22 protein-coding genes are annotated in these 23,437 nt (G+C 59.9%); 20 read left to right on the forward strand and 2 right to left on the reverse strand.

Features of this window, described 5'->3' with window-relative positions; all coding sequences use genetic code 11:
* Positions 1 to 88: 88 nt before the first annotated feature.
* The 7 genes from F8C90_RS04010 to F8C90_RS04040 all read left to right on the forward strand — a co-directional run bounded on the left by F8C90_RS04010 (position 89) and on the right by F8C90_RS04040 (position 9,495).
* The gene (locus F8C90_RS04010; protein ID WP_158049161.1) at positions 89 to 1,477 is read left to right on the forward strand and encodes a glycosyltransferase family 2 protein; all 1,389 of its coding nucleotides are present in this window, start codon (positions 89 to 91) and stop codon (positions 1,475 to 1,477) included.
* Between the two features lie 136 nt (positions 1,478 to 1,613).
* Complete coding sequence (locus F8C90_RS04015) at positions 1,614 to 2,612, forward strand: sulfite exporter TauE/SafE family protein (RefSeq protein ID WP_211361012.1); 999 nt, start codon at positions 1,614 to 1,616, stop codon at positions 2,610 to 2,612.
* Positions 2,613 to 2,669: 57 nt separating this feature from the next.
* The gene (locus tag F8C90_RS04020) at positions 2,670 to 4,058 is read left to right on the forward strand and encodes a sensor histidine kinase (RefSeq protein WP_158049195.1); all 1,389 of its coding nucleotides are present in this window, start codon (positions 2,670 to 2,672) and stop codon (positions 4,056 to 4,058) included.
* Between the two features lie 9 nt (positions 4,059 to 4,067).
* Entirely contained in the window at positions 4,068 to 4,856 is a 789-nt protein-coding gene (locus tag F8C90_RS04025; RefSeq protein ID WP_158049162.1) for a mechanosensitive ion channel family protein, read from the forward strand.
* A gap of 738 nt (positions 4,857 to 5,594) precedes the next feature.
* The gene (locus tag F8C90_RS04030; RefSeq protein ID WP_158049163.1) at positions 5,595 to 6,041 is read left to right on the forward strand and encodes a GntR family transcriptional regulator; all 447 of its coding nucleotides are present in this window, start codon (positions 5,595 to 5,597) and stop codon (positions 6,039 to 6,041) included.
* A complete protein-coding gene (locus tag F8C90_RS04035; protein WP_170264535.1) occupies positions 6,034 to 7,182 on the forward strand; it encodes a DUF1648 domain-containing protein in 1,149 nt (382 codons plus the stop codon). Before F8C90_RS04030 ends, F8C90_RS04035 begins: the two co-directional genes overlap by 8 nt.
* 189 nt (positions 7,183 to 7,371) lie before the next feature.
* Positions 7,372 to 9,495, forward strand: coding sequence for a serine/threonine-protein kinase (locus tag F8C90_RS04040; protein ID WP_158049165.1), 2,124 nt, complete (start codon positions 7,372 to 7,374; stop codon positions 9,493 to 9,495).
* A gap of 11 nt (positions 9,496 to 9,506) precedes the next feature.
* Here F8C90_RS04040 and F8C90_RS04045 read toward each other — a convergent pair whose 3' ends face one another.
* Together F8C90_RS04045 and F8C90_RS04050 are read right to left on the reverse strand one after the other, a co-directional pair.
* Positions 9,507 to 10,394: a PfkB family carbohydrate kinase gene (locus tag F8C90_RS04045; protein ID WP_158049166.1), complete on the reverse strand. Its 888-nt coding sequence runs from the start codon at positions 10,392 to 10,394 to the stop codon at positions 9,507 to 9,509.
* A gap of 4 nt (positions 10,395 to 10,398) precedes the next feature.
* Positions 10,399 to 10,602 carry a DUF6724 family protein gene (locus F8C90_RS04050; protein ID WP_158049167.1) on the reverse strand — a complete coding sequence of 68 codons (204 nt, stop codon included), beginning with the start codon at positions 10,600 to 10,602 and terminating at the stop codon, positions 10,399 to 10,401.
* Positions 10,603 to 10,915: 313 nt separating this feature from the next.
* On the opposite strand from F8C90_RS04050, the gene F8C90_RS04055 reads away from it, so the two are divergent.
* The 13 genes from F8C90_RS04055 to F8C90_RS04115 all read left to right on the forward strand — a co-directional run bounded on the left by F8C90_RS04055 (position 10,916) and on the right by F8C90_RS04115 (position 23,380).
* Positions 10,916 to 13,327: a helix-turn-helix transcriptional regulator gene (locus F8C90_RS04055; RefSeq protein WP_158049168.1), complete on the forward strand. Its 2,412-nt coding sequence runs from the start codon at positions 10,916 to 10,918 to the stop codon at positions 13,325 to 13,327.
* A gap of 115 nt (positions 13,328 to 13,442) precedes the next feature.
* Positions 13,443 to 13,964: a hypothetical protein gene (locus tag F8C90_RS04060; RefSeq protein ID WP_158049169.1), complete on the forward strand. Its 522-nt coding sequence runs from the start codon at positions 13,443 to 13,445 to the stop codon at positions 13,962 to 13,964.
* Between the two features lie 69 nt (positions 13,965 to 14,033).
* Positions 14,034 to 14,696 carry a hypothetical protein gene (locus tag F8C90_RS10910; RefSeq protein WP_211361013.1) on the forward strand — a complete coding sequence of 221 codons (663 nt, stop codon included), beginning with the start codon at positions 14,034 to 14,036 and terminating at the stop codon, positions 14,694 to 14,696.
* Positions 14,697 to 14,704: 8 nt separating this feature from the next.
* Positions 14,705 to 15,556: a hypothetical protein gene (locus F8C90_RS04070; protein ID WP_158049170.1), complete on the forward strand. Its 852-nt coding sequence runs from the start codon at positions 14,705 to 14,707 to the stop codon at positions 15,554 to 15,556.
* A gap of 17 nt (positions 15,557 to 15,573) precedes the next feature.
* Positions 15,574 to 16,383, forward strand: a complete 810-nt coding sequence (locus F8C90_RS04075) for a hypothetical protein (RefSeq protein ID WP_211361014.1) — start codon at positions 15,574 to 15,576, stop codon at positions 16,381 to 16,383.
* Positions 16,380 to 17,081 carry an ABC transporter ATP-binding protein gene (locus F8C90_RS04080; protein ID WP_158049172.1) on the forward strand — a complete coding sequence of 234 codons (702 nt, stop codon included), beginning with the start codon at positions 16,380 to 16,382 and terminating at the stop codon, positions 17,079 to 17,081. The genes F8C90_RS04075 and F8C90_RS04080 overlap by 4 nt, the downstream gene beginning before the upstream one ends.
* The gene (locus F8C90_RS04085; RefSeq protein WP_158049173.1) at positions 17,071 to 17,784 is read left to right on the forward strand and encodes a DUF5028 domain-containing protein; all 714 of its coding nucleotides are present in this window, start codon (positions 17,071 to 17,073) and stop codon (positions 17,782 to 17,784) included. The genes F8C90_RS04080 and F8C90_RS04085 overlap by 11 nt, the downstream gene beginning before the upstream one ends.
* Positions 17,785 to 18,019: 235 nt before the next feature.
* Positions 18,020 to 19,309: a serine--tRNA ligase gene (gene serS, locus F8C90_RS04090; RefSeq protein ID WP_158049174.1), complete on the forward strand. Its 1,290-nt coding sequence runs from the start codon at positions 18,020 to 18,022 to the stop codon at positions 19,307 to 19,309.
* Positions 19,310 to 19,455: 146 nt separating this feature from the next.
* A complete protein-coding gene (locus tag F8C90_RS04095) occupies positions 19,456 to 19,929 on the forward strand; it encodes a hypothetical protein (protein ID WP_211361015.1) in 474 nt (157 codons plus the stop codon).
* A complete protein-coding gene (locus F8C90_RS04100; RefSeq protein ID WP_158049176.1) occupies positions 19,929 to 20,339 on the forward strand; it encodes a cyanophycin synthetase family protein in 411 nt (136 codons plus the stop codon). The genes F8C90_RS04095 and F8C90_RS04100 overlap by 1 nt, the downstream gene beginning before the upstream one ends.
* Before the next feature lie 59 nt (positions 20,340 to 20,398).
* Positions 20,399 to 21,616 (forward strand): aminotransferase-like domain-containing protein, encoded by a 1,218-nt coding sequence (locus F8C90_RS04105; protein WP_246155777.1) that lies wholly within the window; start codon positions 20,399 to 20,401, stop codon positions 21,614 to 21,616.
* A gap of 50 nt (positions 21,617 to 21,666) precedes the next feature.
* The gene (locus F8C90_RS04110; RefSeq protein ID WP_158049178.1) at positions 21,667 to 22,677 is read left to right on the forward strand and encodes a D-alanine--D-alanine ligase family protein; all 1,011 of its coding nucleotides are present in this window, start codon (positions 21,667 to 21,669) and stop codon (positions 22,675 to 22,677) included.
* 184 nt (positions 22,678 to 22,861) lie between these two features.
* Positions 22,862 to 23,380 carry a YtxH domain-containing protein gene (locus F8C90_RS04115; protein WP_158049179.1) on the forward strand — a complete coding sequence of 173 codons (519 nt, stop codon included), beginning with the start codon at positions 22,862 to 22,864 and terminating at the stop codon, positions 23,378 to 23,380.
* Positions 23,381 to 23,437: the final 57 nt, after the last annotated feature.

Raw genomic sequence — 23,437 nt, forward strand, 5'->3', positions numbered from 1 at the left:
CGGGATGGTGAAATCCGCCGCGGTGTTCGCTAGGCGCTTCTGTGAACAGGCCAAACGGGGCCGACTCATCGAACTTTAAAGGAAGCATATGAACCCGGTTGTTGTCATTCCCACCTTTGTTTCAACGCGCTCGCAACGCGAGGGCGGCTCCATCATCACCACATACGATCACCCGACGCCCCTGTCGCAGGAAGGCGAGCTGCCGCGCTGCCTCGAATCGCTCACCAAGGTCGAGGGCATCGGGCAGATTATCGTGCTCGTCGCGGCGGAGCCCTCCATCGCGCACAAGGCCGCGCAGAAGACCCAGGCCATCGCCGCGCGCTTTCCCGAACTGCATATCGCGGTCATTGGCGCCGCGGAGGCGGGTCTGGTGCAGCAGCGCATGGAGCAGCTCGGCCTGGGGAAACTTACGCGTGAAGTGGGCTTGTCGGGTTACGGCGCCGTTCGCAACCTCGGTCTTGTCGTGGCGTGCGCGCTCGGGTTCGACGCGGTGGTGTTCCTCGACGACGACGAGGTGGTGACTGATGCCGACTTCCTGCGCCGTGCGATGTACGGCTTGGGGAAGCTCACGCGCAAGGGCATTCCCATTCTCGCGAAGACGGGTTTCTACTACAATTCGGAAGGCTCCTATCTGTCAAAGAGCCAGAACAAGTGGTACAACCGCTTCTGGCAGCAGGGAAGCGCGTTCAACAAATGGATCGAGCGGGCCATGAATGCGCCGCGCCTTTCGCGCTCGAACCACGTGTGCGGCGGGTGCCTCGCGCTTCACAAGGAGGCGTTCAAGCGCCTGTCGTTCGACCCGTGGATTCCGCGCGGTGAGGACTTGGATTACATGCTTGATCTGCGCATGTACGGTTCCGACATCTGGTTCGACAACAAATGGAGTCTGCATCACCTTCCGCCCGAATCGGCGAGCGAGGGCACGCGTTTCCGCCAGGACATCTATCGCTGGCTCTACGAATACCGCAAGATGGAGTACAGCCGCACCCAGATTGACCTCATGCAGGTGAAGCCCTCGTCCCTCGAGCCGTACCCGGGGCCGTTTCTGGAGCCGAGCATCGTGCGGCGAATCCGCATCACGGCGTTTCTGCGCAGCCTTGCTCGCCCCGACAAAAAGGCGTATCGCAAGGCGGCGAAGGCGGCGCGCACCGAGGCGGCGCAATATGCCCAGCGGAACTGCACGAAGTACTTCGAGTTCCAGTTCGTGTGGTCGGAGCTCATGTCGCGCATCGAGGGCGATCAGATCTTAAGCACCGCCCTTGTCCGCAGCGCTGTGTCGCGCGCGGAGGCTGTGGCGGGCGCGAATGCGAACGGCCGAGTTGCCGAGCGCGATCCCCGCGTCGAGAAGGCGGGGGATGTGGTGGAAGCGGGGGCTCCTACAGCTCCCCAAGCGGGCGTTCCCGAGCAGCTTGCAGCCCAATATTCCAATATCGACCCGGGCATGACGAGTGAGATTCGCCTGAACCTCGCCGATTAATGGCGAATGTGCGCGGTCGGCTTCTCGCTGCGGATCGGTGCGCATTTCGGCGATACACTGCATGCGAGGAAAGCCTCCCGTTGGGGGTGGCCTTGGCGTGCGCCCTGTTGGGGTGAATCTGCAGTAGAAAGACACGATGGTGGAAGTGCTCGTTCATTTTGTTGCTCCCGCTCTGGTCGGCGTGCTGATCGGTATCGCCTCGGGGCTGCTCGGTATCGGCGGTGGCACGGTCATGGTGCCGATTTTTCGCCTCGCGTTCGGAATGAGCGCCACCATGAGCACGGCGACCTCGCTGTTCGCCATCATCCCGACGTCCATTTCGGGCGCGATTTCGCACGTGAAGGGCAAGACCTGCATTCCCGCGCTCGGCATCGCCGCGGGCCTCGGAGGTGCGTGTCTGTCGCCTGTGGGGGTGTGGCTCGCGCAGCTTTCCCCCGACTGGCTCGTGATGCTCGCCGCGGCGCTCATCATCGGCTATTCGGCCATCAACATGTTCAAGAAGGCCTTTAAGTTGCGGCCGGCTGGCCAGCCCGCGGAAGGGGCCGACGCTGCGGCTTCCCCCAGCACCCAATCTTCGGGCGCTCCCGAAGGCTCGCGTACCGAAGTACGCGTCGCCTCCGCGACCGCCCGAATCTCGGGCACTGGGGAAACCCTCGCTGACTCTTCGGCGACCAGTGACTCTTCGAGCGCGACACCCTCGCTGACTTCCTTGGGCGAGCCGGCGGTTTCGGCTCCCACCGCCGATGATTCTTCCCTTTCCCGAAAGCAGCTCTTGCAGGGCGCCGCAATCGGCCTGGTCGCAGGCTTGGCCTCTGGCTATGTCGGCGTCGGCGGCGGGTTCATCATGGTGCCGCTCATGCTCTCGATTATCGGCATCCCCATGCGCAAGGCGTCGGGCACTTCGCTCATTGCGGTCATGATTTTGGCCATCCCCGGCGTGATCGAGCAGGGGATCATCAGAAACATCAACTATCTCGCAGGCATCGCCATCGTCATCGGTACCATTCCCGGCGCCGTCATCGGCGCGAGGCTCGTGACGAAGGTGCCCGAGCGTACGCTTCGGCTGCTGTTCGGGTGTTTTCTTATTGTGGCGGCGGTCATGCTTGTGTTGAACGAGGTCGGCATCTTCGGGTAATCGTCTATACTTATCGCAAACTGACGATAGGGGAGCGAGACGATGGGCGAAACGGCCATGCAGGATAGCGGAGCGGAAAATTCGATCGATGCGGCGGCACCGGGGACCATCCCCCCGAAGAAAGGCGTCGCACGTGTGTTCACGGTCGAGATGCTGCTTGCGACCATAGCGGTCCTCTCGGGCGTAACGCTTCTTTGGACGGCGCTCGCCCCCTCCCACAGCATCCCCATCATGATTACCGCAGGCGCCATGTTCACGCTCTCGATTGTGCTGGTGATCCGCCTGTCGATGGACCCGGATTCGGTGCGCGCACGCCAATCTGACGCCATGTTGCGCCTGGCGAGCAAAACGCTCGAAAGCATGCAAGACGGTCTGAACCGTGAATCTGCGCAGGAAATCTGCCAGCTGCTTTTGCCCTCGACGGCTGCCATCGCGGTGGCCATCACCGACAAGAAACAGATCCTCGGTTATGCCGGGTACCTGGAGGCCGAGAACCCCGCTGGTGGTAACATCCGCACGCACGCCACGCAGGCGACGCTCGATGACGGCAACATGCGCGTGCTGTTCACCAGCATCGACATCGGCTTCCCGGAAAACGCCACGACGATCAAGGCGGCCATCGTTGTCCCGCTTTTGGTACGCGGCGACGTGGTGGGCACGCTGAAGTTCTACTATCGCTCCGCCAAGCGCATCAGCGAGACGCAGAAGTCGATTGCCGAGGGCTTCGGCACGCTGCTGTCCACCCAAATGGCCGCGGCGCAGCTCGAAGAGCAGGCGCGCCTCGCCACAAGCATGGAGCTCAAGGCACTTCAGAACCAGATCAACCCGCACTTCCTGTTCAACACCATCAATACGATTGCCTCGCTCATCCGCACGAGTCCCAACGAGGCTCGCGTGCTTTTGCGCGAGTTCGCGGTGTTCTACCGCCGCACGCTGGAGAATTCCGACAGCCTCATCTACCTCTCGCGCGAGGTGGAGCAGACGCAGCGTTACTTCTCCTTTGAGGTGGCGCGCTTCGGTGCCGAGCGCGTGGAGCTCGACGTCGATTTGGTGCCCGAATGCGAGAACATGCTGGTTCCGTCGTTCCTCGTTCAGCCGTTGGTGGAAAACGCCGTGCAGCACGCGATGCCGTCCGAAGGCAAGCTCACCATCACGGTGACCGGCGAGGTCGATGGCGACGACGTGTACCTGCGCGTGAACGACAACGGCACGGGCATGACCGAGGAAGCGCGTCAGGGTATCATGCACCCTAAGGAAACTAAGGGAATCGGCATCGCGGTGAAGAACGTGCACGACCGCATCGTCGGGTTCTTCGGGCCGAACTCCTACATGGACGTGCAAAGTGAGCTGGGGGTAGGCACCACGGTGACGCTGTTCTTGGAAGGATGCGCCGCCCAGACGAAGTCCCAGGTCGCTGCGAGCGACGCGGAAACCCTGCGTCGGTAGGGGAAGAAGATGGATCCCGAAGAGCAGACATCCGACCTCTATGGCATCATCCAGAGCGTCGTCCATGTCGAGTGGCTTTCCACTGCGCTGACGGTGGCGATTGCGCTCGCTTTCACGGCGCTTGTGGCTCGCGCCGTGACGAAGGTGCTGCGCCGCGTGCTCTCACATGACAACTCGCCGCTGCCCTCGTCGAGCATCTTCGTCAATATCGCCCGCATCGCTGTGTGGGCCGTCGGCGTGAGCGTGGTGCTGTCGAGCTGCTTCGGAATCGACGTCTCAGCGGCGATCACCGCGCTCGGTATCGGCGGCATCGCCATCTCGCTCGGCTTCCAGGACACGCTCTCGAACCTGATCGGCGGCGTGCAGGTGAGCATCACCGGGCTCGTGGAGCCGGGTGACTATATCGAGGTCGGCGGGCGGCGCGGCGTCGTGCACGATGTGACGTGGCGCCACACCTCGCTCGAGACGCTTTCGGGCGAGCGCGTCGTGGTGCCGAACTCGGTGATCAACAAGTCGTCGCTCACGCATCTGCCGCCGCTTACAAAGGTGGTGGTGCCCCTGATTGTCACCACGGGTGGCGCAGACCTTGGTGCCGTTGCTGCGAAGATCGTCAAAGCTGCAGGTCAAGCAGCGCAAAAAGTGGGTGGAGGCATGTCGCAAGAGCCGCAGGTGCTTTTCACGGAGGCTATGGAGTGCGGTTACCGCGCGAGCCTCATCGTGTGGGTTGAAGATGGCGACAAGCACTCTCTCGTGAAGGATGCCGTCGTGCGTGCCGTCGCGCCCTACACCATGGCATAGGGCAGGATCGGGCGCTCTGTCGTTCGCTCTGTGTCGGGCGTGGGGCGGGGCCTTCCGCGTTCGACTGTCTTCCGCCTGCCCGGTTGTCGCCTCCCGCTGTTAGCTCGCTCGCCGCTAGCCGCCAGCTTGTCGCCAGCCAGCCTGCCAGCCAACCGCAAGCCCGCCAGTCGCCCACCCCTCGTCCTCCCTTCAAAATGGGTTGATGCATCGTCATTCGGGAGGCCACCGACGCGACCCCTTTTTCGCGGAAATCCAATATCGTGGACAAAGACCGTCGATATGTGAGTCTGAAAAGCGCGATGCGAGTGGTTGCCTCCGTAAAGTTCTGCGTTTGCCCAGGTCGGTTTTTTCAAGGTCGAGTTGCCCAAAACTAACTCCTCACATATCGACGGTCTTTGTCCACGACGGGGCGATTTCAAGCAAGAAGTTAAGCTGGCATATCCCAAGTTGGCATGCTTCTCGTGTAGGGCTGCGGAGCGCGCCGCGCCGAGGCGGCATCCCCGGCGGAAATTGCGCTCGGAAACCGCATTGCCGCACTGCTGCCTTCTTCCCCGGAAATCCACTAGGCCTTCTTGTGCGGCGAAAGTGGGGCGCGATTGTTTGAGACGCTGCCCCTTCGCATCTTCCTGGTTGTGCAGTGTTGTTCTATCTGTTATATTACCAATAGAACAAAAAAGACAATGGAAGAAACGACTCGGCCAGCAAAGTCAAACCCATCAAATATACGAGGAGGTACCTGTGGTCATTCGGATCGATCAGTCGAACGAAGCCCCCATCTACCTGCAGATTCGCAATCAAATTATCGAGGGAGTCGCTCGTGGCGAACTCTCGCCGGGTGACAGTCTGCCGAGCGTTCGTCAACTTGCGGCCGATTTGGGCATCAACCTCCACACGGTCAACAAGGCGTATGCCGTTTTGCGGGACGAGGGGTACGTTGCCATGCGGGGACGCAAGGGCGCTTTCATCGCAAACGCGCAAAGCATCGGCGCGCCAAGCCATCAGACGATAGACGACGAGCGAATGGCGAGTGGGATCTACCGTCTGGCGCTCGAACACCGCGCGCGAGGTGGCACGCCCGAAAGCTTTATGGCCATCGCGAAATCCCAGGTCGCGCATGCCTTCGAGATCGAAGATCCCTCAAATAGCAAAGGCAACTTGCCCCCAAAGGAGGTCGGCAATGACTGATTCCCTCATCCTTGTGGCGTTTCTCATCGCGATTGTCTTTCTCTCTGGAGCGCTTCTCGCCGCAACGCCATGGTTCATGAAGAAAAACGAGTGCTTCGCGGTGACTATCCCCGAATCGGCGCAAGCCGACGTGCGCTTTCTCGCCTTTCGGAAGCGCTATGCGGTGGCGGTCCTCGCGGTGACCCTTATCTGCGCGTTCGCGCTTGCCATCGTTCCCAGCGTCCCCCTCGGGAAGATGGGTTCGGCAGCCAGCGCCGCTTCATCGAACGCAATCCTCTCTGCGGCAATCGTCGTGGCGGCAACGGTGCCCCCGGTTGTATCGTTTGCCCTGATGCTTCACTATCGCAAAAGAGTCGAGGTCATCAAGAGGGAGGAGGGCTGGAAAGCCGAGCGCGATGAGGCCGTTGCGCTCATCGGCTTTGAGGGGGCGCCCGTGCCGCCATCGCTCGCATGGAACGTGGTATACGTGCCCATTGTGCTCATCACGCTTGCCATTGGCCTTGCGCTTTACCCGTCCGCTCCCGATATGGTCCCTACGCATTTTGACTTCGCGGGAAATGTGAACCAGTGGACGCCGAAAGGCCCTGCGCTCATCGCGTTCCCCTTGTTGTTCGAAGTGTTCATGGCGGCGTGCTTCATTTTCAGCCACTGGATGACGATTCGGTCGAAGAAAGACATCGACCCTGCACGACCCGCCATCTCGGCGTATGCCTACGGGGCTTTTGCCCGCGCCGAATGCATCCTGCTTCTCGTTGGCGGATCGGTGCTTACGGTGGTGTTGGGAATCGTGATGATTTTGATGATGACGGAGGTCTTGTCGCTGCTCGTGACCATGGCGCTTATTTTTGCGGTGACTGTGATTTTCGTTGGCGCGACGATCGCCGTCTCCGTTGTCTACGGACAATCGGGGTCGCGCCTGGTCAAGCGCTTGGAAGAGAACGGCGACATAATCGCCGACAACGACGAGCACTGGAAGGCGGGTGTCTTCTACTGGAACAAAGACGATGCGAGCCTGATTCTGCCCAAACGTTTCGGCGTAGGTTGGACGATGAACTGGGCGCGTCCTGCGACGTGGGTCATCGTCGGAGGATTCGCGCTGGCTTCGATTGCCTTTGTGGTTGCCTGTCTGCTCCTGATGTAGGGGCTTCGGAGTGCGCGGTGCCGTAGCGGGGCGAGGCGGTTTCCAACGCAGCGAGGTGCGTTCGCGCATTCGTGTCGTCTTGGTGTTCAGGGCGGTGCGCTGTCGCATCTCGCTTTCGAAGGGGACGCGCGGGCTCGGCTTGGCTATACTTCTCGATAGCAAACTCAGCTTAAACGGACTCGGAGTCGCATGGCAGGCAAACAGCTCATACTCGATCGTTATCGCCCGATGTCGGAAGCCGGCGCGGGTGGTTTTGCGACGGTGCAGGTCGCATGGGATACGCAGATGCGCCGCAAGGTCGCCATCAAGTGCATCGAGCTGCCGAAGGTGTCGCCTGACTCCTCGAACCAGGTCGCGCCCGCCGATCAGCCGAAGGCGGCCCGTCATACGCGTGTCGAAGGCGAGGCCGCGCCATCGGCGCCGACGCAGGTCGCTCGCCTTGAGGACATTCCCCCCTGGGAAGACGTTCCCGAAGATGCGGGGGCGGCAGCGCCCTCCGCGCTCGCGGCTTTGCCGGGGGATTTTGCTTCGGGCTTCGGGCCGGACTGTGGCCCCGTCGGCTCTGGCGACTTCGAAAATAATGAAGGCCCCGAAGATTTCTGCTCTCTCGACGATCCCCTTGCTTCCGACATCCCCGGCCTCGCGGAAGCTCGGGCGATTGCCCAGTTCAGCGATGCGAACATCGTCACGGTGTACAACTTCGAGGTCAAGGATTCCACGGCGTACCTCATCATGGAGTACGTGGAGGGGACGACACTCGAACGGTTCTTGCGCGAGCACGACGGCGACCTCACACTCGATGTGGTTGCGCACGTCTTCTCGAGCATCGCGCATGCGCTCGAGGTCGCGCATTCCCACAACGTGCTGCATCTCGACATCAAGCCCGCAAACGTGCTGATCAACCGCCAGGGCGAGGTGAAGGTGACCGACTTCGGCTTGGCGACCCTCGCCGACGCCAACGGCACGGGGCGTGCAGGCGGCGGCACGATCGGCTACATGCCGCCCGAGCAGATGCGCTCCGAGGCGCTCGACGTTCGCTGCGACGAATGGGCGCTCGCGAGCCTGACCTACGAGATGCTCGTGGGTGACAATCCCTTCTTCGCGCGCGACCTGCCTCGCGCCGCGGCGGCGATTGAAAACGCCGAGCTCGTGCTTCCCTCGCTATGCTGGGACGACGTGGAAGAGGGCATCGACGATGTGATGTTCTATGCGCTCGACCCTGACCCGGCGGAACGTTACGCCACGGTACGGGAATTCGACGAGGAGCTCATGCCCTACTTGGGCGATGTGAAGGCGGGCAAAGCGGAACTATCGCGCCTGGTCAACGGAGTCGATGGGGAAGGGGAAGACGAGGACGGCGAAGGGGAACCTGCGCCCGCCGCGCCGCGCGTCCCCTTGGTCGACCACTTGACGCCCCGCGTGATGGCAGTGGTTGCGCGCGTGGTGTCCGTCGCCGCGGCAGCCTTGGTGGGCGCTGTCGCGCTCGTGAACTTCCCCGCGTTCGGCCCTGGCGTGTTTTCGAACCCGGTGTTTTGGGGCCTGCTTGCGGCGGTGTGCGTGCTCGCGGCGATAAAACCCCATGTGGGAGCGCTCGCGTCGTTCGCCATCTTGGGAGTGTCCCTCACGGCGAACGGCGCCTACGCGCCGGGGATCCTTCTCTTCCTCGGCACCGTCGCCTGGTGGTGGTTCGCCGCGCGCGGTTCTGATGCGCCTGCGGTCGCAGCTCTTTTGGGCCCGCTTTCGGGGGCGGTCGGTTTCGCGCCGCTCTCGCCGGTTGTTGCGGGCAGCCTCATCGTCTCGGTTGCCCGCGCGGCGGCGACGGCGGCGTTCGCCGGGCTTTGCGCGCTTGCGCTCGGCAGCTTGGGCACATCGGGCATGATTGACTGGAACGCGCCGATGTACTGGGATTACGCAACGATGTCGGGCGCGGTTTCGGCGGGAAGCAACGCCGTCGCCGACCCCGATGCGGTAGCGTCGGCGGTGCTTTCGAGTACGGGGATCGGTGCGCAGACGCAGGCGCGCCTTGGCGGCATGCTGCTGAAGCCGGGCACGTGGTGCGTGTTCGCGAGCTGGGTCATCGCTGCGGCGGCGATGAGTGCGCTTTCCCGCTGGGGGATGTCGCGCAAGGTTGATGTCGCGGCTGCGCTCGTGGGGACTGTCGTCCTCGTATTGGGCGTCTGCGCTGCCGCGTGGGCGGCGAACCCCGCGTCGTGGACGCCGCCGAGCACGATGGCGCTCATCGGATCGATCGTGCCCGGACTTGTGGGCGTCGTACTTGCCGCCCTGGGCATTCCCGACAAAATCAGGCAGTAGGTCGCGCGCTTCTACCCTAAAAGCTGGGCAACCTTCCCCAGAAGCGGCTCGAAACTCACGCCGCGGTTCTTGAAATCGGGCTGCTTGGCTGACACGATCATCGCGTCGTGCGTGAAGTCGCCCGCGAACACGACGGCGTCGCGTAGGCTGCGACCAGCCATGACGGCCGCCATCAGGCAGGAGCAGTACAGGTCTCCCGTGCCGTGCAGCATGTAGGGCAGATACTCGTTCGCGGCCTTGAACATGTCGCAGTCCACGCCGCCCACGAAGTTGCGGATGACGCTCTCGCCCTCGCGTTGGATGCCCTTGAGCACCACATGCTTGGCGCCCTTCGCGACGAGCGCATCAATCATGCGCGCCGCCTCCGCGTCGGAGATGTCGGTGCCGCACCAGTCGTCGCCGATGGGCTCGCCCAAGATGATGGCGGCCTCGGTGAGATTCGGCGTGAGGATGTCGGCGCCGGCGGCAAGTTCGGCCATCGCGTCGCAGAGCTCGGGCGTGTAGGTGGGGTAGACCTTGCCGTGGTCGGCCATGACGGGGTCGACCACGCGCAGTGCGTTGGGGTAGGTCTCGTACAAATCGCGAATGCGATCGACTTGCTCGGGCGCGCCCAGAAAGCCGGAGTACACGGCGTCGATCTCGACCCCGATGCCCTTCCACGCGTTCGTGTAATCTTCCATGATGCTCGTCGTGTCGTGCATGTACCAGCCAGGGAAGGCGGTATGGCTGGAGAACAGCCCCGTCGGTACGGGGCACACGTCGCAACCTGCGGCGGAAAGCACGGGAATCGCCACGCCGAGCGAGCATTTCCCGTACCCGCACAGGTCGTGGACGGCAGCGACGCGCGGAATGTAGTCGTCGCGGCGCTCGTAGAGATGCAGGTCGTTCGCGCTTGTCATGATGCTAGTCTTCCTTTTCCTCGTCCTCGTCGTCATCGTCGAAGATCGACCAATCGTCCTCGCCCTTCGGGCGATCCGCGAAGCGTTTGCGCGTGCGGCGCTCCATGATCACGCAGACGATCAGGCTCAGCACCAGGCAGATGCCGACCAGGCATCCGACACCTTCAGGTGTCTCGAAAAGAAAATGGTACAGCTCGGTAATATCCATGTTGGCCTCGTTGCTTCTTCGGAGGTGGCGCGTTGCGGCTCGTTGTCGCAACCGCATAAGCATAACGTGAACCAGTATACCGCGCACGCCTCGCGCGAAGATTCCACGTTCGGGGAAGGTCTGGGCAGCGAGCGCCCCTCGTTGGGCTTTTTGTTGAGAATTTAAGCTACAAAGCTGTTCAATATACTAGACAAATGAAATGTTTATGAACGATTTCCGATGGATGGTTATTTGACAGGCGGGCATATGCTTAGCCGCTTGGCGGTGTTGTTGCTAAAATCGACGGAAGATATGTTTAGGGATTGGAGCAAGCTTGATTTGCGGAAAAAAGAAGTTTGCCCTCGTTGTTTGGGCGGTTTGGTTTGCCCTCCTTTTCGGAACGCCGTATTTTAGGTTGCAACCGTACTCGGGAGCTTTGGCTTCGGGCGTTTATGCCTATTGCGCGCTGGGATTTCTTTTGGGCCTTGTCGCTTATGGGATTGTCTCGCGCTTGGCGTCTGCGACGATTCGTCCCGTTTCATTTGCTGCCACCATCTGCGGTGCTGCCCTTTCGATTGTCGTTTTTGCTTATGAATGGCTCGCGTTGCCGGCTTATTTCTCGGGCTGCTTCGAGGTTCTTCCCTTGCATCAGCTCCGTTTACTTATGCAGTGGGAAAAGCCTCTCGTTTGTCTAGTGGGTTGCTGTTGCGCCTTTTCAGGGGCGGTTGCGTTATTGGAGTCGCCTCATCGTCCTGGCGGGGAAGAGGATGCCTGCGAGAAAGCGAGTTGGGAAGTTGGCGGAAGCGATGCAAGCGAATTTTCCGTCTTAGTTGCGACGGTCGCCATCTTTGTTTGCGGATTGACGGAAACGGCGGCTGCGGCGTTGTTCGTCCCCTTCGTGGCGAAAGGCGCCGACGCTTCGATTGCGGAAGTGCGAACTTCCGCTCTGCTCCTTTGGGTGGTTCCCCTTGCCCTGTTCGTTGTGGCCATCCTCTGCCTAGTGTCTGCTCGAATCGTGAACGGTAACCTGTCTGCGAAACGGAGGATTGCCGGAGTAGTTTCTCTCTCTTCCTTTCCCGTAGGGCTTTTGACCTGGAATGTCATCACAAGGGCTATTCCTGTTGGCGGTATGAATCTCGCGAGCCATGTCGAAATATCCGTCATAGCGTGCATTCTCTTTGTGCTCGGCGTATGCGTTGCTTTTGCTTCGCTGCGTTTTTTCCAGAAGGAGACCGAGGACGCAGGCGCTCAGATAGAAGGTGAGCCTCAATCTGGTTTGCCGGAGGCCTGGTTGGCAATCGCCGCTGAACACGGCCTGTCGGAACGAGAGGCCGAGGTTGCTGTGCTAACCGCTTCGGGAGCGACATCGGATTCGATTGCTGTCAAACTCCAGATAAAAGCTCCTACAGTTAGGTCGTATCAACGACGGATTTATCGCAAGATGGGTATCTCCAGTCGAGAAGGGCTGCTCGCTTTGGGGTTTGCGGGCTCAATAGCTAAAGACAGAGCGAAGAGCGAGAATCCGAGTGATTCTCGGCAATCTGAGCTGGGTCCTCGCGTAGCGAAAATCTACCAGGTTATCTCGATTGCCGGAATCGCGCTGGCCATCGCCCTCCTTGTTCCGTTTGGGGAAGTAAGTTCATGGGGCGAGGGGCGACCGGTGCTATTCGGCGCAGGGCTTGGTTTTGCGCTAGCGGGAGCCGCATTTCTTTCCCTGGATGCAATGAGCGTGCATTTTTGGGGAAGTGCCAAAATCCTGGTCGTTCTTGCGTGTGCTGCGATTGTGTCGGCGGTGCCTGTTGTCTCGTATAAGGTGGTCTTATTTTTTGGGATTGGCTTCGGGGACGTTGGTGGGCTCTTTTCGGCCGCTTTCGCAGGAAGCCTGTTTTTCTCCTTGTCTCTGAGCTGCATCTTGCTGTTTCGGCTTTCTCTCTGCGAGGTGCGCTCTAGCCAGGTAACGCCATCCCGCCTTTTGCATGGTTTGGCGTTTTTCACCTTGGGCGCTCTGATTGAGAGTCTGTGGCGACACGCATTGCCAACTTTTGCCAGCAGCTCCCTTCTCGTGTTCGGGGCGATTTCAATTGTTGGGTGCACCATTTTTTGGTTCAGCGTTAGCAAAAAGGGCGGAATTGCGTTTGTTGCAGTTGCTTTTATCGCGCTCGTGCTTGGCGCGAAAGGGTGCCTGCCCGCGATGGCGATGCTTATCGTCCTTACGTTTTGCGGAGTCGTCGCCTTGGAGCTTCGGAGTTCGATTTTTCGCCCCTGCGATATCGCGTTGACTTGCTGTTGCTTCGGGCTGGGGTGCCTCGCCGCTCTTGTTGGAATGGACATGCTTACCGATGTGTTCTTCTTCAATCAGTTTCGGATGGACGATATGGGCGGTCGCAATGTCGTGCTGCAATTCGTTTCCATGTGCTTCGGGGTTGCGGCAATTGCTTCGGGGTTGCTCCACCTGACGACTCTTTACGAAGCGCGGGGTTCGCTTGAGCTCGTAAAAATCGTCCGCTTCGATTCGACGAAATTCAGCGATCGGGCTGAGCACTATCTTTACAGCAAGGGGCTTACTTCCACGCAGGTTGAGGTGGCCATGCGCATTGCGAGGGGCATGCCATCGCGGCAGATCTCGGAAGAGCTAAACTACGCGCGTGGGACAATCAACTCTGCAAGGGCGGCAATTTATAAGCTGCTGAAAGTAAACAGCCGAATCCAACTTATTGAGCTTCTTGACAAGAACATCAGTTCGTAATCACGATAGGTTATTGAACAGCATATCGGCTGACTACAGACATCATCCCTGATAAAAGACATATTGGAAGAGGTTGCAACCGCCCTGCTTTTAATGTCTTTTAGAAGGGATCAACATGAAAATAAAGACAAAAATCGGCACTGCAATAGCAATAGCCTCCCTCATGGCGCTGCCTGCTCAGATGGCTTTTGCGGCTGAGGGGTCGTCGGTGATTGAATCTACGTCCGTTCAAGACGACGGTGTAATCGTCGTACGAAGCAATACGGGAGACACGTGGTACAACTTCCCGTTTAGCGAGAGCGGGTCGACATGGGCGACAAGCGGGCGCGCTAAAGAGGATTCAAGCTCTGCCTATATTCAAGTCATAACTATGACAATGGACTATTGCAAGGTTTATATCGATGGGGGAAGAACCATCGATGGACCCTGGAGTAATCAGGTTTCGTATTGGTCAGGCTCTGCCACGGGCAATTCGTGCAGTGTGACTTCAACGGGGCAATTTGGGATTATGAATAAGGTTAATGAAAATGGGCTCGGATATGCGCGGCTTACAGGCTGGGCATGTTCTCAGCCTGGAGAACTGTCTGGCTATTGGAGCCCTGATAGCTGGGGGACTTATCCAAAGATCAACGATTAAAAAATCGACCAGTCGCGAATAAAGTCGACGCCCTTCTCTTTGAGAGGGGCGTCGGCGGATTGGGCTGCAATGAGCGAAAAGCGTTCTCGAAAGCTGTCTCGCAGGGAGATTGCGGTTGCAATTGTTCTTATTGCTATAGTCGGTATTTCTTGCGGTGTGCACAGCCTCGTAAAATCATATAAAGCCGAGCAAAGAGAATTGTTTTATGACTCAGTTAAAGAGTCGTTTTCCATGAACGAAACGATTCGTCTTGACTCTCAGGTTGATGAGTCGGACGTCGCGCCGTACTCAAGCGTTCCTGCCTCGGCGGGGTTGCCGTGGGAGGGGGTAGTTGACATCGCGATAAAGCACGCGGAGCTTTACCCATCTGTCGATTCTGCCGGGCTCGCCGATTCGTCGTACCTGTCCCAGCCTGAGGGGACAAGCTTTCTTTTGCTGGAGGTCGAAATCTCTAACATTAACGCCGAGGGCGAGTATGAGCGGGAGGCAACAGGGGAGAAAGTCTTCAATATCACTTTTCTCAAAGTTCCTCCTTACGGTGACATCCCTTATTTCGATGGCGCTCTCGGCGATGCCACGCCTCACGAGGCTTATTGCTTCGAGCTTCCGAAGGGCGAGTCGCTACTGCTGCATGTTGGATTTTTTGTGCCGGACAACGGCGGGCCGTACACGGCGTTCTTGGGAACAACCGGCAAGTATTCGGTACCGCTCGACGTTGAGGAAAAGGGGTGATTCCGATAATGATTACGTGTTTACGGATAGAGCTAAGCAAGGCATTTCGCAACGGGTGGTTTGTTGTCGCCCTCATCATCGGCTGCGCGTTCGGTCTTGGCTGTGCGGCACTCTACGCTATTCCGAGCATCTTTTCGACATTTGTTCCCAATCCGGATAAGTTTTACCATCCAACAAGCCAGAGCTGTTTCAACGCGTGGATTTCCGTCGATACGACGTCTTGGGCTTTGTTGTTCTATCAAGTGCTTCCGCTGCTTTGCGTCATTCCCTATGCATGGTCGTTCGCTTCCGAAAGGAAAGACGGCTATATTTCACACGCGTACACGCGGGTCGGGCGAGGCGAATACTTTTTCTCAAAATACGTTGCGGTGTTTCTATCCGCTGGTGCAGTAGCGGTTCTTCCGCAGATTCTCAATCTCATGACGCTTGCCTGCTTTTTTCCGGGGTATGTGCCGTCTATTCAAGATGCTAATTATTACGCGCCAGTATTTTGGCAAAGCGTCGGGTCGTTTTTGTTCTACAACTTGCCCCTTGCCTACGTTGCGCTGTACATGCTCATCGACTTTCTGCTCTGCGGCGCATGGGCGGGTTTTGTGCTTGCGTTATCGCTTGTCGTGCACAACCGAGTTATTCTGCTTACGGCCCCCTACTTGGCCCTTCTTGCCATTCAATTCGTGAATGAGAACATTTTCTTCGCTATTGGGAAAGTTAGGGGTTTTCAGCTGAGCCTTTTCGAGAACCTGCATGGAAGCTGCTCGATGTATATTCAAAACGGCTGGATCATCGTGGGCGAAATAGTTGCGTTTCTTTTTATGACGGGCTTGTTCTGGGTTTTCTGGGGGAAGCGTGATGCGCTATGAGGCTTCTTCTTGTTGACTTGGCAGAAGGATTCTGGTCGCTTTGGCGGTGGTATATAGGCGCAGTGGCGCTGTTTGCTGTGATGTCCGCGTCGTTGGTTTTGCAGGCTTTGACGCTCGGCATGTCGCTTGCGAGCCTTTCGGTCGGAGATTTCCTTCTCTACTATTTTGCTGGGACGAGTCAATTTTTCGCTTTCGGCGGCGATCCGTTTCGGCTGCCCGTCATGTGGGCTTTCGTCTGCCTATTCGCGCTTTACCTGGTGTTGTGGTATCCCTATCGCGACTTGCTCGGCTTTGGGAGAGCGGCGGTCGTAGTCGGGGGAAGCCGATGGCGGTGGTGGTTTGCGAAGTGCGTTTGGGTCGTTGTTGCAATTGCTGTGTTCTGCCTGTGCGCTTTCGTTGTCGCTTCGACGTCCTCGTTGCTTGTCGGAGGCTGCATTTCTTTGACTGTTTCCGAGGAGATGCCTTTCTTGCTTGGGCTGCGGGAATCACAGCTTGCTGAACCGCCTTACTCGATAGGCTCGTCAATTGCCGTCGCCTTCGCTTCGCTGGCTGCGCTCGCGTTGTTTCAGCTGCTCTTATCGCTGGTCACGGGCCCGGTGATAAGTTTTGCCTGCTCGATTTCGATTATCTTTCTGTCGGCGTTTTACTTCGATCCGCTGCTCATCGGCAACTCGATGATGCTTGCGCGATCCGATTGCCTGATGGAGGGCGGGATTTCGGTTTTTGCCGGCGCGTGCATTGCCTCTTCTCTTGCGGGCGCTTCTATTTTGGCGGGTGGCTTGCTGTTTTCCTGGATGGACATTACGGACAAAGAGAGGTTCAAATGAAGCTCGTTATTCAGGATTTGAAAAAGGAGATGAAGGGTTCGGTTGTCCTCGACGGGATAAACATGGAGCTTTCCAGTGGTGAAATCGTGGGTCTTGAAGGGGTGAACGGCTCGGGTAAAACGATGCTTCTTCGCGCTATAGCTGGGCTTATACGACCAACTAGCGGGTTTGTGAGCATTGACGGAAAGCGCCTGCGGAAAGACGTACCCTTCCCCCAAAGCATCGGCATCCTTATTGAGAACCCCGCATTTCTTGAATCGCGAACGGGGCTTGCCAACCTGATGATTCTTGGCGCGATGAGGAAAGCAACGAAGCGGGGTGGACTTGACTCCTCCTCGCTCCGGGAAGCTGCACGAGATTCTCTGCGTATGGTGGGGCTCGATCCCGATGACGAGCGGAAATACAAGAAATACTCGCTCGGAATGAAGCAGCGCCTGGGAATCGCTGCGGCAATAATGGGATTTCCGCAGCTCATCTTATTGGATGAGCCGACAAATGCGCTCGATGTTGAAGGGACTGAATTGGTGAGGCGGCTCATTCTTGAAGCGAAAGGGAAGGGCTCGCTTGTCATGGTTGCGAGCCACGATAAGGATTTTCTGCACGGAATCGCCGACGAGGTGCATACCTTGCGGGAGGGGCGAATCGTGAGTTTTGTGGGCACGCCCATTTCCCAAGGAGGTGGCTTCGATGAGGCGTAATCAAACTGAGGATGCCCGCGCCAAGGCTCGCGGCAACGCTTTTGGTGGCAAATCTGTTGCGCGAAGGTCGTTCCTGGCGCTTGGCGGGGCGGCGGCGCTCGGGCTCATCGCGTGCCGGATTGGCGTTGTAAACGCGAATGCCGAGACAATCCCAACCGAATATTACCCGCTAGGAGAATGGGCTGATCTGACGGGCTGCTTTTTCAACGAGTTGTCGGGCGAGGACATGGCCGGCTATGCCCTTCGCATCGTAAGTGCCGAGGCCATGAATGCGAGCGAATATCTCGCTCGCTATAGTGCCGATCCCGAGGTCCCCGAGAACGTCGAGGTCAAAAACACATCGATTGGACCCGATGCCGACGTCGTTGTGCTGGAATACGAGGTTCGTAACGACTCGAACGAAAACGGGGGCATTGCCCTTTACAACCAACGATTGATTCCCGCGCGAAAAAACGTCGCCTATTCTTACGATGAGCAGTTATGGCTTTCGACGGAACCCCAGTTGAAAAGCGGGTTTTCTGGAGGTTTCGGTCTGGTTAAGGGGACGTCTTTCGTGACGCATATTCCCTTCTGCTACGTTTCCAATCCAGGCTACCTTGAGAAATACGACCGGCAACTGCGCATGCCCGTAGGCGCAGATCGCGATTTCGAGCTCATCTTATGCAACGCGCCAACAAGGAAGATCGTGCGAGTCTCCCTATGAGCTTGCCTGTCCTCCCTTCGCCCGCCATGCGGTTGCGTGTGAAACCCGCGGGCCCTCCTTCGCCTTCCCGCCCCCGTCTGTGCCCATGTCTCCGCTCACGTCTTCGTTTCGCGTGAAGGCTTGGGCATGTGGCCCCGTGGGGTTTTCGCTGCGCTATACTGGTTCGACCGTGTAAAACAAGGCTGCGCGCGAGGTGTGCGCAGCGACGGCCCGAAGGCAAGAAGGAGCGCGTCTCATGTTAGACATCAAGTACGTCCGCGAAAACCAAGAAGCAGTCGCCGAGGCGATGAAGAACCGCAACGCTTCATGGGATGCGGAGCGCTTCTCAAGCCTTGACGAGAACCGCCGCGCCGCCATCGTGAAGGAAGAGGCGCTTCAGCAGGAGCGCAACGCCGCGTCGAAGTCCATCGGCGAGATGATGCGCGAGGGCAAAAAGGACGAGGCCGAGACCGCCAAGGAGCGCGTCCGCGCCATCAACGAGGAGCTCGACGAGATCTCCGCGAAGCGCGAGGCCATCGACGCCGAGCTGCACGACCTCATGCTGCATGTGCCCAACATCCCCTGCGCCGCGACGCCCGTCGGCAAGGACGAGACCGAGAACCCCGAGCGCCGTCGCTGGGGCACCCCGCGCGACTTCGCGGCCGAGGGCTTCGAGCCCAAGCCCCACTGGGACCTCGGCACTGACCTCGATATCCTCGATTTCGAGCGCGGCAACAAAATCTCCGGCAGCCGCTTCACCGTGCTCGGCGGTGCGGGTGCACGCCTCGAGCGCGCGCTTATCAACTACTTCCTCGACACGCATACCTCCCGCGGTTTCAAGGAATGGTGGCCGCCCGTGGTCGTGAAGCGCGAGACCATGGTGGGCACCGGCCAGCTGCCCAAGTTCGAAGACGACGCCTATCACGTGTCGGGCGACATGTTCCTCATCCCGACCGCCGAGGTCACGCTCACGAACCTGCACGCGGGCGAGGTGCTCGACGCCGACACGCTGCCGCGCTGGTACACCGCGTTCACCCCGTGCTTCCGCGAAGAGGCGGGCTCGGCGGGCCGCGACACGCGCGGCATCATCCGCCAGCACGAGTTCGACAAGGTTGAAATGGTGAAGTTCGCCACGCCGGAGGATTCCGACAACCAGCTCGAGAGCATGACCGCCGAGGCGGAATACCTGCTCCAGCAGCTCGGCCTTCCGTACCGCGTCATCTCGCTGTGCACGGGCGACCTGGGCTTCTCCGCGCGCCAGACCTACGACGTTGAGGTGTGGCTGCCCAGCTACAACGGCTACAAGGAAATCTCCAGCTGCTCGAACTGCGGCGACTTCCAGGCGCGCCGCGCCAACATCAAGTATCGCGACCCGGCGAACTTCAAGGGCTCGCGCTACCTGCACACGCTCAACGGCTCCGGCCTGCCCGCGGGCCGCACCATGGCCGCTATCATGGAGAACTACCAGCAGGCCGACGGCACCATCAAGGTACCTGACGTGCTCGTTCCCTACATGGGCACCGACGTCATCAAGCCGGTGGAATAACGAGCGTGGATTCTCGCAATCAACAACGCGCGGGCGCTCGCTCGTCCGCGCGCACGGGGGGCGCATCGTCGCGTGATCGCGGGGGCGCCTCCCGCCCTTCTTCCGCGAAAAAGCGCAGGAAGTGGCCTTTTGTCGTCGCTGGTGCTGTGGTTCTCGTTGTGGCGGCCGTCGTCGTCGCCTTCTCTTGTTGGCGCTGGACGTTTGCGAACGACGCGCAGGATATCCAGGGTACGTGGTACATCGCCGGCACGCAGAAGACGGTCGACGTCACGGCAGACGGCATCAAGCTCGCCGACGACGTCACGTATTCCTACACGATTGACGAGGGCGCGAAGGCGCTTTCTATCTCTTTCGGCAACATGGAAGGCGAGGCGCGCTATCGCTTCTCGTTCGACAGGCAGACGCTTGCCTTACGTGATGGGGAAACTACCTGGGGAAATTCGCTCTCCGAGGACATCTCTTGGACAATCGCCGCCCTCGGCCGCGCCATCCAAGGAGAACAGGCGAGCCCCGAGCTTTCAGGCGATTCGACCATGGTCCTCACCCGCACGCCACAGGACTTATCGTCGGAGGGCGCGTCTGGGGCGGCAGCATCCCAGGTCGCATCCCAGGGCGCGTGATGGAAGTCATCCGCGCCTCGCGCATCTGTGTGCGCCCACGGCGAATCGAGGCGAACATCGACGTCGCCGCTGGATTCCGCACAACGACGCCCGAGCTCGCCGCGCGAATCTGCGCGCGATTTCCCAACCTGGTGCACCATGCGTGCGTGAACGACGAGGGCCCCACTTTCGGTGCAGTGATCGATCATACGCCGTTGCCCCACTTGCTTGAGCACCTCGTCATCGATTTGCAGGTGGTGGCCGAGAAAAGCGGTACTCTGTCACAAAGCTTTACGTACGTCGGAACGACGCAGTGGCTCGACGAGCAGCGAGGCCTCGCGCGCGTGGAAGTGAATTTCACGGACGATTTGGTGGCCCTGCGTGCTTTTAAGGATGCCCTCTGCGCGATTAACGAGGCGGTGGTACTCTAAGCATCATGACTACGGCACACATGAAATTCGACCAAACGAGCGACAAAATCGCTGACCGTGTGAGGAATTTGCGCTCGAGCGCCGTGCGCGACCTTTTTGCCGCGGCGGTTCGCCCGGACATCATCTCGCTTTCAGGTGGCATGCCCGACGTGTCGCTTCTCCCGCAGCGCGCCATCCAGAAGGCGGTGCACGCCGCCATCACCGACGAGCGCGCCGTTGCACTGCAGTACGGCTCGACGAACGGCCGACTGGAAACCCGTCAGGCGCTTTGCGACATCATGCGCGACATCGGCGTCCGCGTGAAGCCCGAGGAGATGCTGCTCACATCCGGCGCCCAGCAGGCATTGAACCTGCTCGGCGAGACGTTTCTCGACAAGGGCGACATCGTCTTGGTAGAAGGCCCTACCTACTTAACGGCGCTTTCCGCGTTCAACGCCTACGAGCCCGAGATTCACTCCGTGCCTTTCGACGACGAGGGCATGCGCATGGATTTGCTGGAAGAGGAGCTCAAGCGCATCGGCAAGGGAAACAAGCGCCTGAAGATGCTCTACACCATTCCCAACTTCCAGAACCCCGGCGGCGTCACCATGACGGGCGAGCGCCGCAAACGCCTCATCGAGCTCTCGCATGAGTACGACTTCATGATCATCGAGGACGACCCCTACGGCCGTTTGCGCTACGAAGGTGGGCACATGGTCCCGCTGAAGGCGCAGGACGATCGCGTCATCTACCTGGGCACCATCTCGAAGATCTTTGCGCCGGGCCTTCGCATCGGCTGGATTTGCGCGCCTGTCGACGTGCTCGCTCGCATCAGCCTGGTGAAGCAGGGCGCCGACTTGTGCGGCTCGACGTTTGACCAGGTCGTGGTCGAGCACTACTTCACGGACACGCCGTGGCAGCGCACGCTGCAGAAGTTTATCAAGACCTATGGTGAGCGCCGCGATGCCATGCTCGCCGCGCTCGAGGAATATTTCCCGCCCGAGGCATCCTGGACGCACCCGGAGGGTGGCTTCTTCTTGTGGGTTACGCTGCCGAAGTACGTGGACACGGGCAGCATGCTCGCCGACGCGCTTGAGGCGGGCGTGACGTTCTGCCCGGGCGATAGCTTCTACGTCGACGGCGTGACGGGCAGAAACTGCATGCGCCTGAACTTCAGCTACGAAACGCCCGAGAACATCACGGAGGCGATTCGTCGCCTGGCGAAGGTGATCGAGGAGCGCCTGGAGCTTTACCGTGCGTTCATCGATGCGGGCGCCATCAAGGTGCCGGAAGAATAGCGGCAGACATTCCGCGCCGTGGGCGAACGGCGCTATCGAAAGGGAGCAATATGGGTCTCAAAGTTGCGGTTTTGATGGGCGGAACCTCGTTCGAGCGAGAGTTTTCGCTGGCTAGCGGCAAGAACGTATGCGCCGCGCTCGAGGAAGCCGGGCATAAGGTCGTTCCGCTCGACACGACGCGCGAGCTGGTGCCCACGCTGCGCAGCGAGCGCCCCGACGTGTGTTACAGCGCGCTTCACGGCAAGCACGGCGAGGACGGTTCCATCCAAAGCCTGCTCGAGCTTTTGGGCATCCCCTACGTCGGATCCGATGCGCTCGTGTGCCGTCGTGCTCAGAACAAGGACTCGCTGCACGCGACGATGGAGGCATATCGCGAGCTCACCGATGAGCCTGCGGTCGCCTCGTGGCCGCAGGGAATCTGCATCGCGCGAGATGCCTTCAAGGATATGGGTGCCGCGACGGCGCTCGATTTGGTGGAGGAGCGCGTTCACGGCGGCTATCCCGTGGCGGTGAAGCCGGCTCACGGCGGTTCTGCGATGGGCGTGCACCGCGTCGACGACATTGACCATCTGGGCGAGGCGATCCTCGATGCGCTGTCCTACGACGACCACGTGGTGATCGAGCAGTGGATCGAAGGCGTTGAGCTGGCAGTTTCCGTTATTGGCACCGGCTGGGACGCGCATGCGCTGCCTCCGGTGGAAATCGTTCCCAAGCGTGGGCTCTACGACACCGCCGCCCGCATGGACGCGAGCTTGGTCGACTACTACGCGCCGGTGCGCAATGAGTCTTTGTCCTCGAACGAGGCCGATGCCCAGGCGATTCGCGCGGAGATCGAGCGTGCGGTCTTGGAGGTGTATCGCGCGTACGGCCTTCGCGACTTGGGCCGAATCGACTTAATCTGGGACGGCGCGCAGGCGCGCGTGATGGAGACGAACGTGTCCCCGGGCATGACGGAGACCTCGCTGTTCCCCGCAGCTTGCAAGGCGGGCGGCTTGAGCCTGTCAGCCGTACTGAACGAGCTGGTCAGCAACGCGAAAGAGCGCGGCGCCGTCTTCTGCTAGGCGAGCTGCTGGCACACTAATCGTTTTAGGGGAAAGGCCCGTTCGCGGGCCTTTCTTGTACCCAAAGTCCGCCCCTCGTCAACGAAACGGCAACCGAATAGTGGAGGGGTCGCGATTTTGGGCGGTGCTGCCCCGTGAGCACCTATAATGAGCGCATCGAGAAAACGTCTTGAAGGAGGCCGTTATGGGCAACAAACTCGGAGTTTTTCTGGCAGGCGGTCTTGTCGGCGCAGTCGCAGCGCTTCTGTGCGCACCGCGCACGGGCAGCGAGACTCGCAACATGGTTGCTGAGAAGGCGAATGCCGTGTGGGGCGAAGCTCAGGAGCTGGGAGCCCAAACCGCCTCCACCGCACAGCAGGTTGTGGAAGAAGTCGCAGGTCCTGAGGCTGCTACGCGCACTCAGTCGTTCGCGCAGGACGCCGTCGCCAAGGGACAGAACGTCGTTTCCGCCGTCGCCTCGAAGGGGCAGGAAATCTACGGCGCAGCTGCTTCCCGCGTGCAGGAGGCGAAAAGCGGTGTGAAGCCTGCTCCCGATGGCACCGATGACCTTCGCGAGAAGATCGAGGCCGCCCGTGCCCGCATCGCCGCGCAAGTCGCCAAGAACGCCGAGGAGTCTGCGGCTGCGGCCTCCGAAGAGATTCCGGTCGAGGTCGCTCAGGAAGAGGCGCCGGCTGCGGGTGCCTCCGAAGGCGAACAGGCGTAACCAACAGCAGGACGACGCGCTCGCACCAAGAGCGCATGTGAAAGGGCGCATGCTCGT

Origin of the sequence: Ellagibacter isourolithinifaciens, from assembly GCF_008831035.1 — a bacterium.
Lineage (GTDB): Bacteria > Actinomycetota > Coriobacteriia > Coriobacteriales > Eggerthellaceae > Ellagibacter > Ellagibacter isourolithinifaciens.

What these genes read in the sequence shown, in the direction of transcription:
- F8C90_RS04010 (WP_158049161.1), top strand. Translation starts at nt 89, where the DNA reads ATGAACCCGGTTGTTGTCATTCCCACCTTTGTTTCAACGCGCTCGCAA.
- F8C90_RS04015 (WP_211361012.1), top strand. Translation starts at nt 1,614, where the DNA reads ATGGTGGAAGTGCTCGTTCATTTTGTTGCTCCCGCTCTGGTCGGCGTG.
- F8C90_RS04020 (WP_158049195.1), top strand. Translation starts at nt 2,670, where the DNA reads ATGCAGGATAGCGGAGCGGAAAATTCGATCGATGCGGCGGCACCGGGG.
- F8C90_RS04025 (WP_158049162.1), top strand. Translation starts at nt 4,068, where the DNA reads ATGGATCCCGAAGAGCAGACATCCGACCTCTATGGCATCATCCAGAGC.
- F8C90_RS04035 (WP_170264535.1), top strand. Translation starts at nt 6,034, where the DNA reads ATGACTGATTCCCTCATCCTTGTGGCGTTTCTCATCGCGATTGTCTTT.
- F8C90_RS04040 (WP_158049165.1), top strand. Translation starts at nt 7,372, where the DNA reads ATGGCAGGCAAACAGCTCATACTCGATCGTTATCGCCCGATGTCGGAA.
- F8C90_RS04045 (WP_158049166.1), bottom strand. Translation starts at nt 10,394, where the DNA reads ATGACAAGCGCGAACGACCTGCATCTCTACGAGCGCCGCGACGACTAC.
- F8C90_RS04050 (WP_158049167.1), bottom strand. Translation starts at nt 10,602, where the DNA reads ATGGATATTACCGAGCTGTACCATTTTCTTTTCGAGACACCTGAAGGT.
- F8C90_RS04060 (WP_158049169.1), top strand. Translation starts at nt 13,443, where the DNA reads ATGAAAATAAAGACAAAAATCGGCACTGCAATAGCAATAGCCTCCCTC.
- F8C90_RS10910 (WP_211361013.1), top strand. Translation starts at nt 14,034, where the DNA reads ATGAGCGAAAAGCGTTCTCGAAAGCTGTCTCGCAGGGAGATTGCGGTT.
- F8C90_RS04070 (WP_158049170.1), top strand. Translation starts at nt 14,705, where the DNA reads ATGATTACGTGTTTACGGATAGAGCTAAGCAAGGCATTTCGCAACGGG.
- F8C90_RS04080 (WP_158049172.1), top strand. Translation starts at nt 16,380, where the DNA reads ATGAAGCTCGTTATTCAGGATTTGAAAAAGGAGATGAAGGGTTCGGTT.
- F8C90_RS04085 (WP_158049173.1), top strand. Translation starts at nt 17,071, where the DNA reads ATGAGGCGTAATCAAACTGAGGATGCCCGCGCCAAGGCTCGCGGCAAC.
- serS (WP_158049174.1), top strand. Translation starts at nt 18,020, where the DNA reads ATGTTAGACATCAAGTACGTCCGCGAAAACCAAGAAGCAGTCGCCGAG.
- F8C90_RS04100 (WP_158049176.1), top strand. Translation starts at nt 19,929, where the DNA reads ATGGAAGTCATCCGCGCCTCGCGCATCTGTGTGCGCCCACGGCGAATC.
- F8C90_RS04110 (WP_158049178.1), top strand. Translation starts at nt 21,667, where the DNA reads ATGGGTCTCAAAGTTGCGGTTTTGATGGGCGGAACCTCGTTCGAGCGA.
- F8C90_RS04115 (WP_158049179.1), top strand. Translation starts at nt 22,862, where the DNA reads ATGGGCAACAAACTCGGAGTTTTTCTGGCAGGCGGTCTTGTCGGCGCA.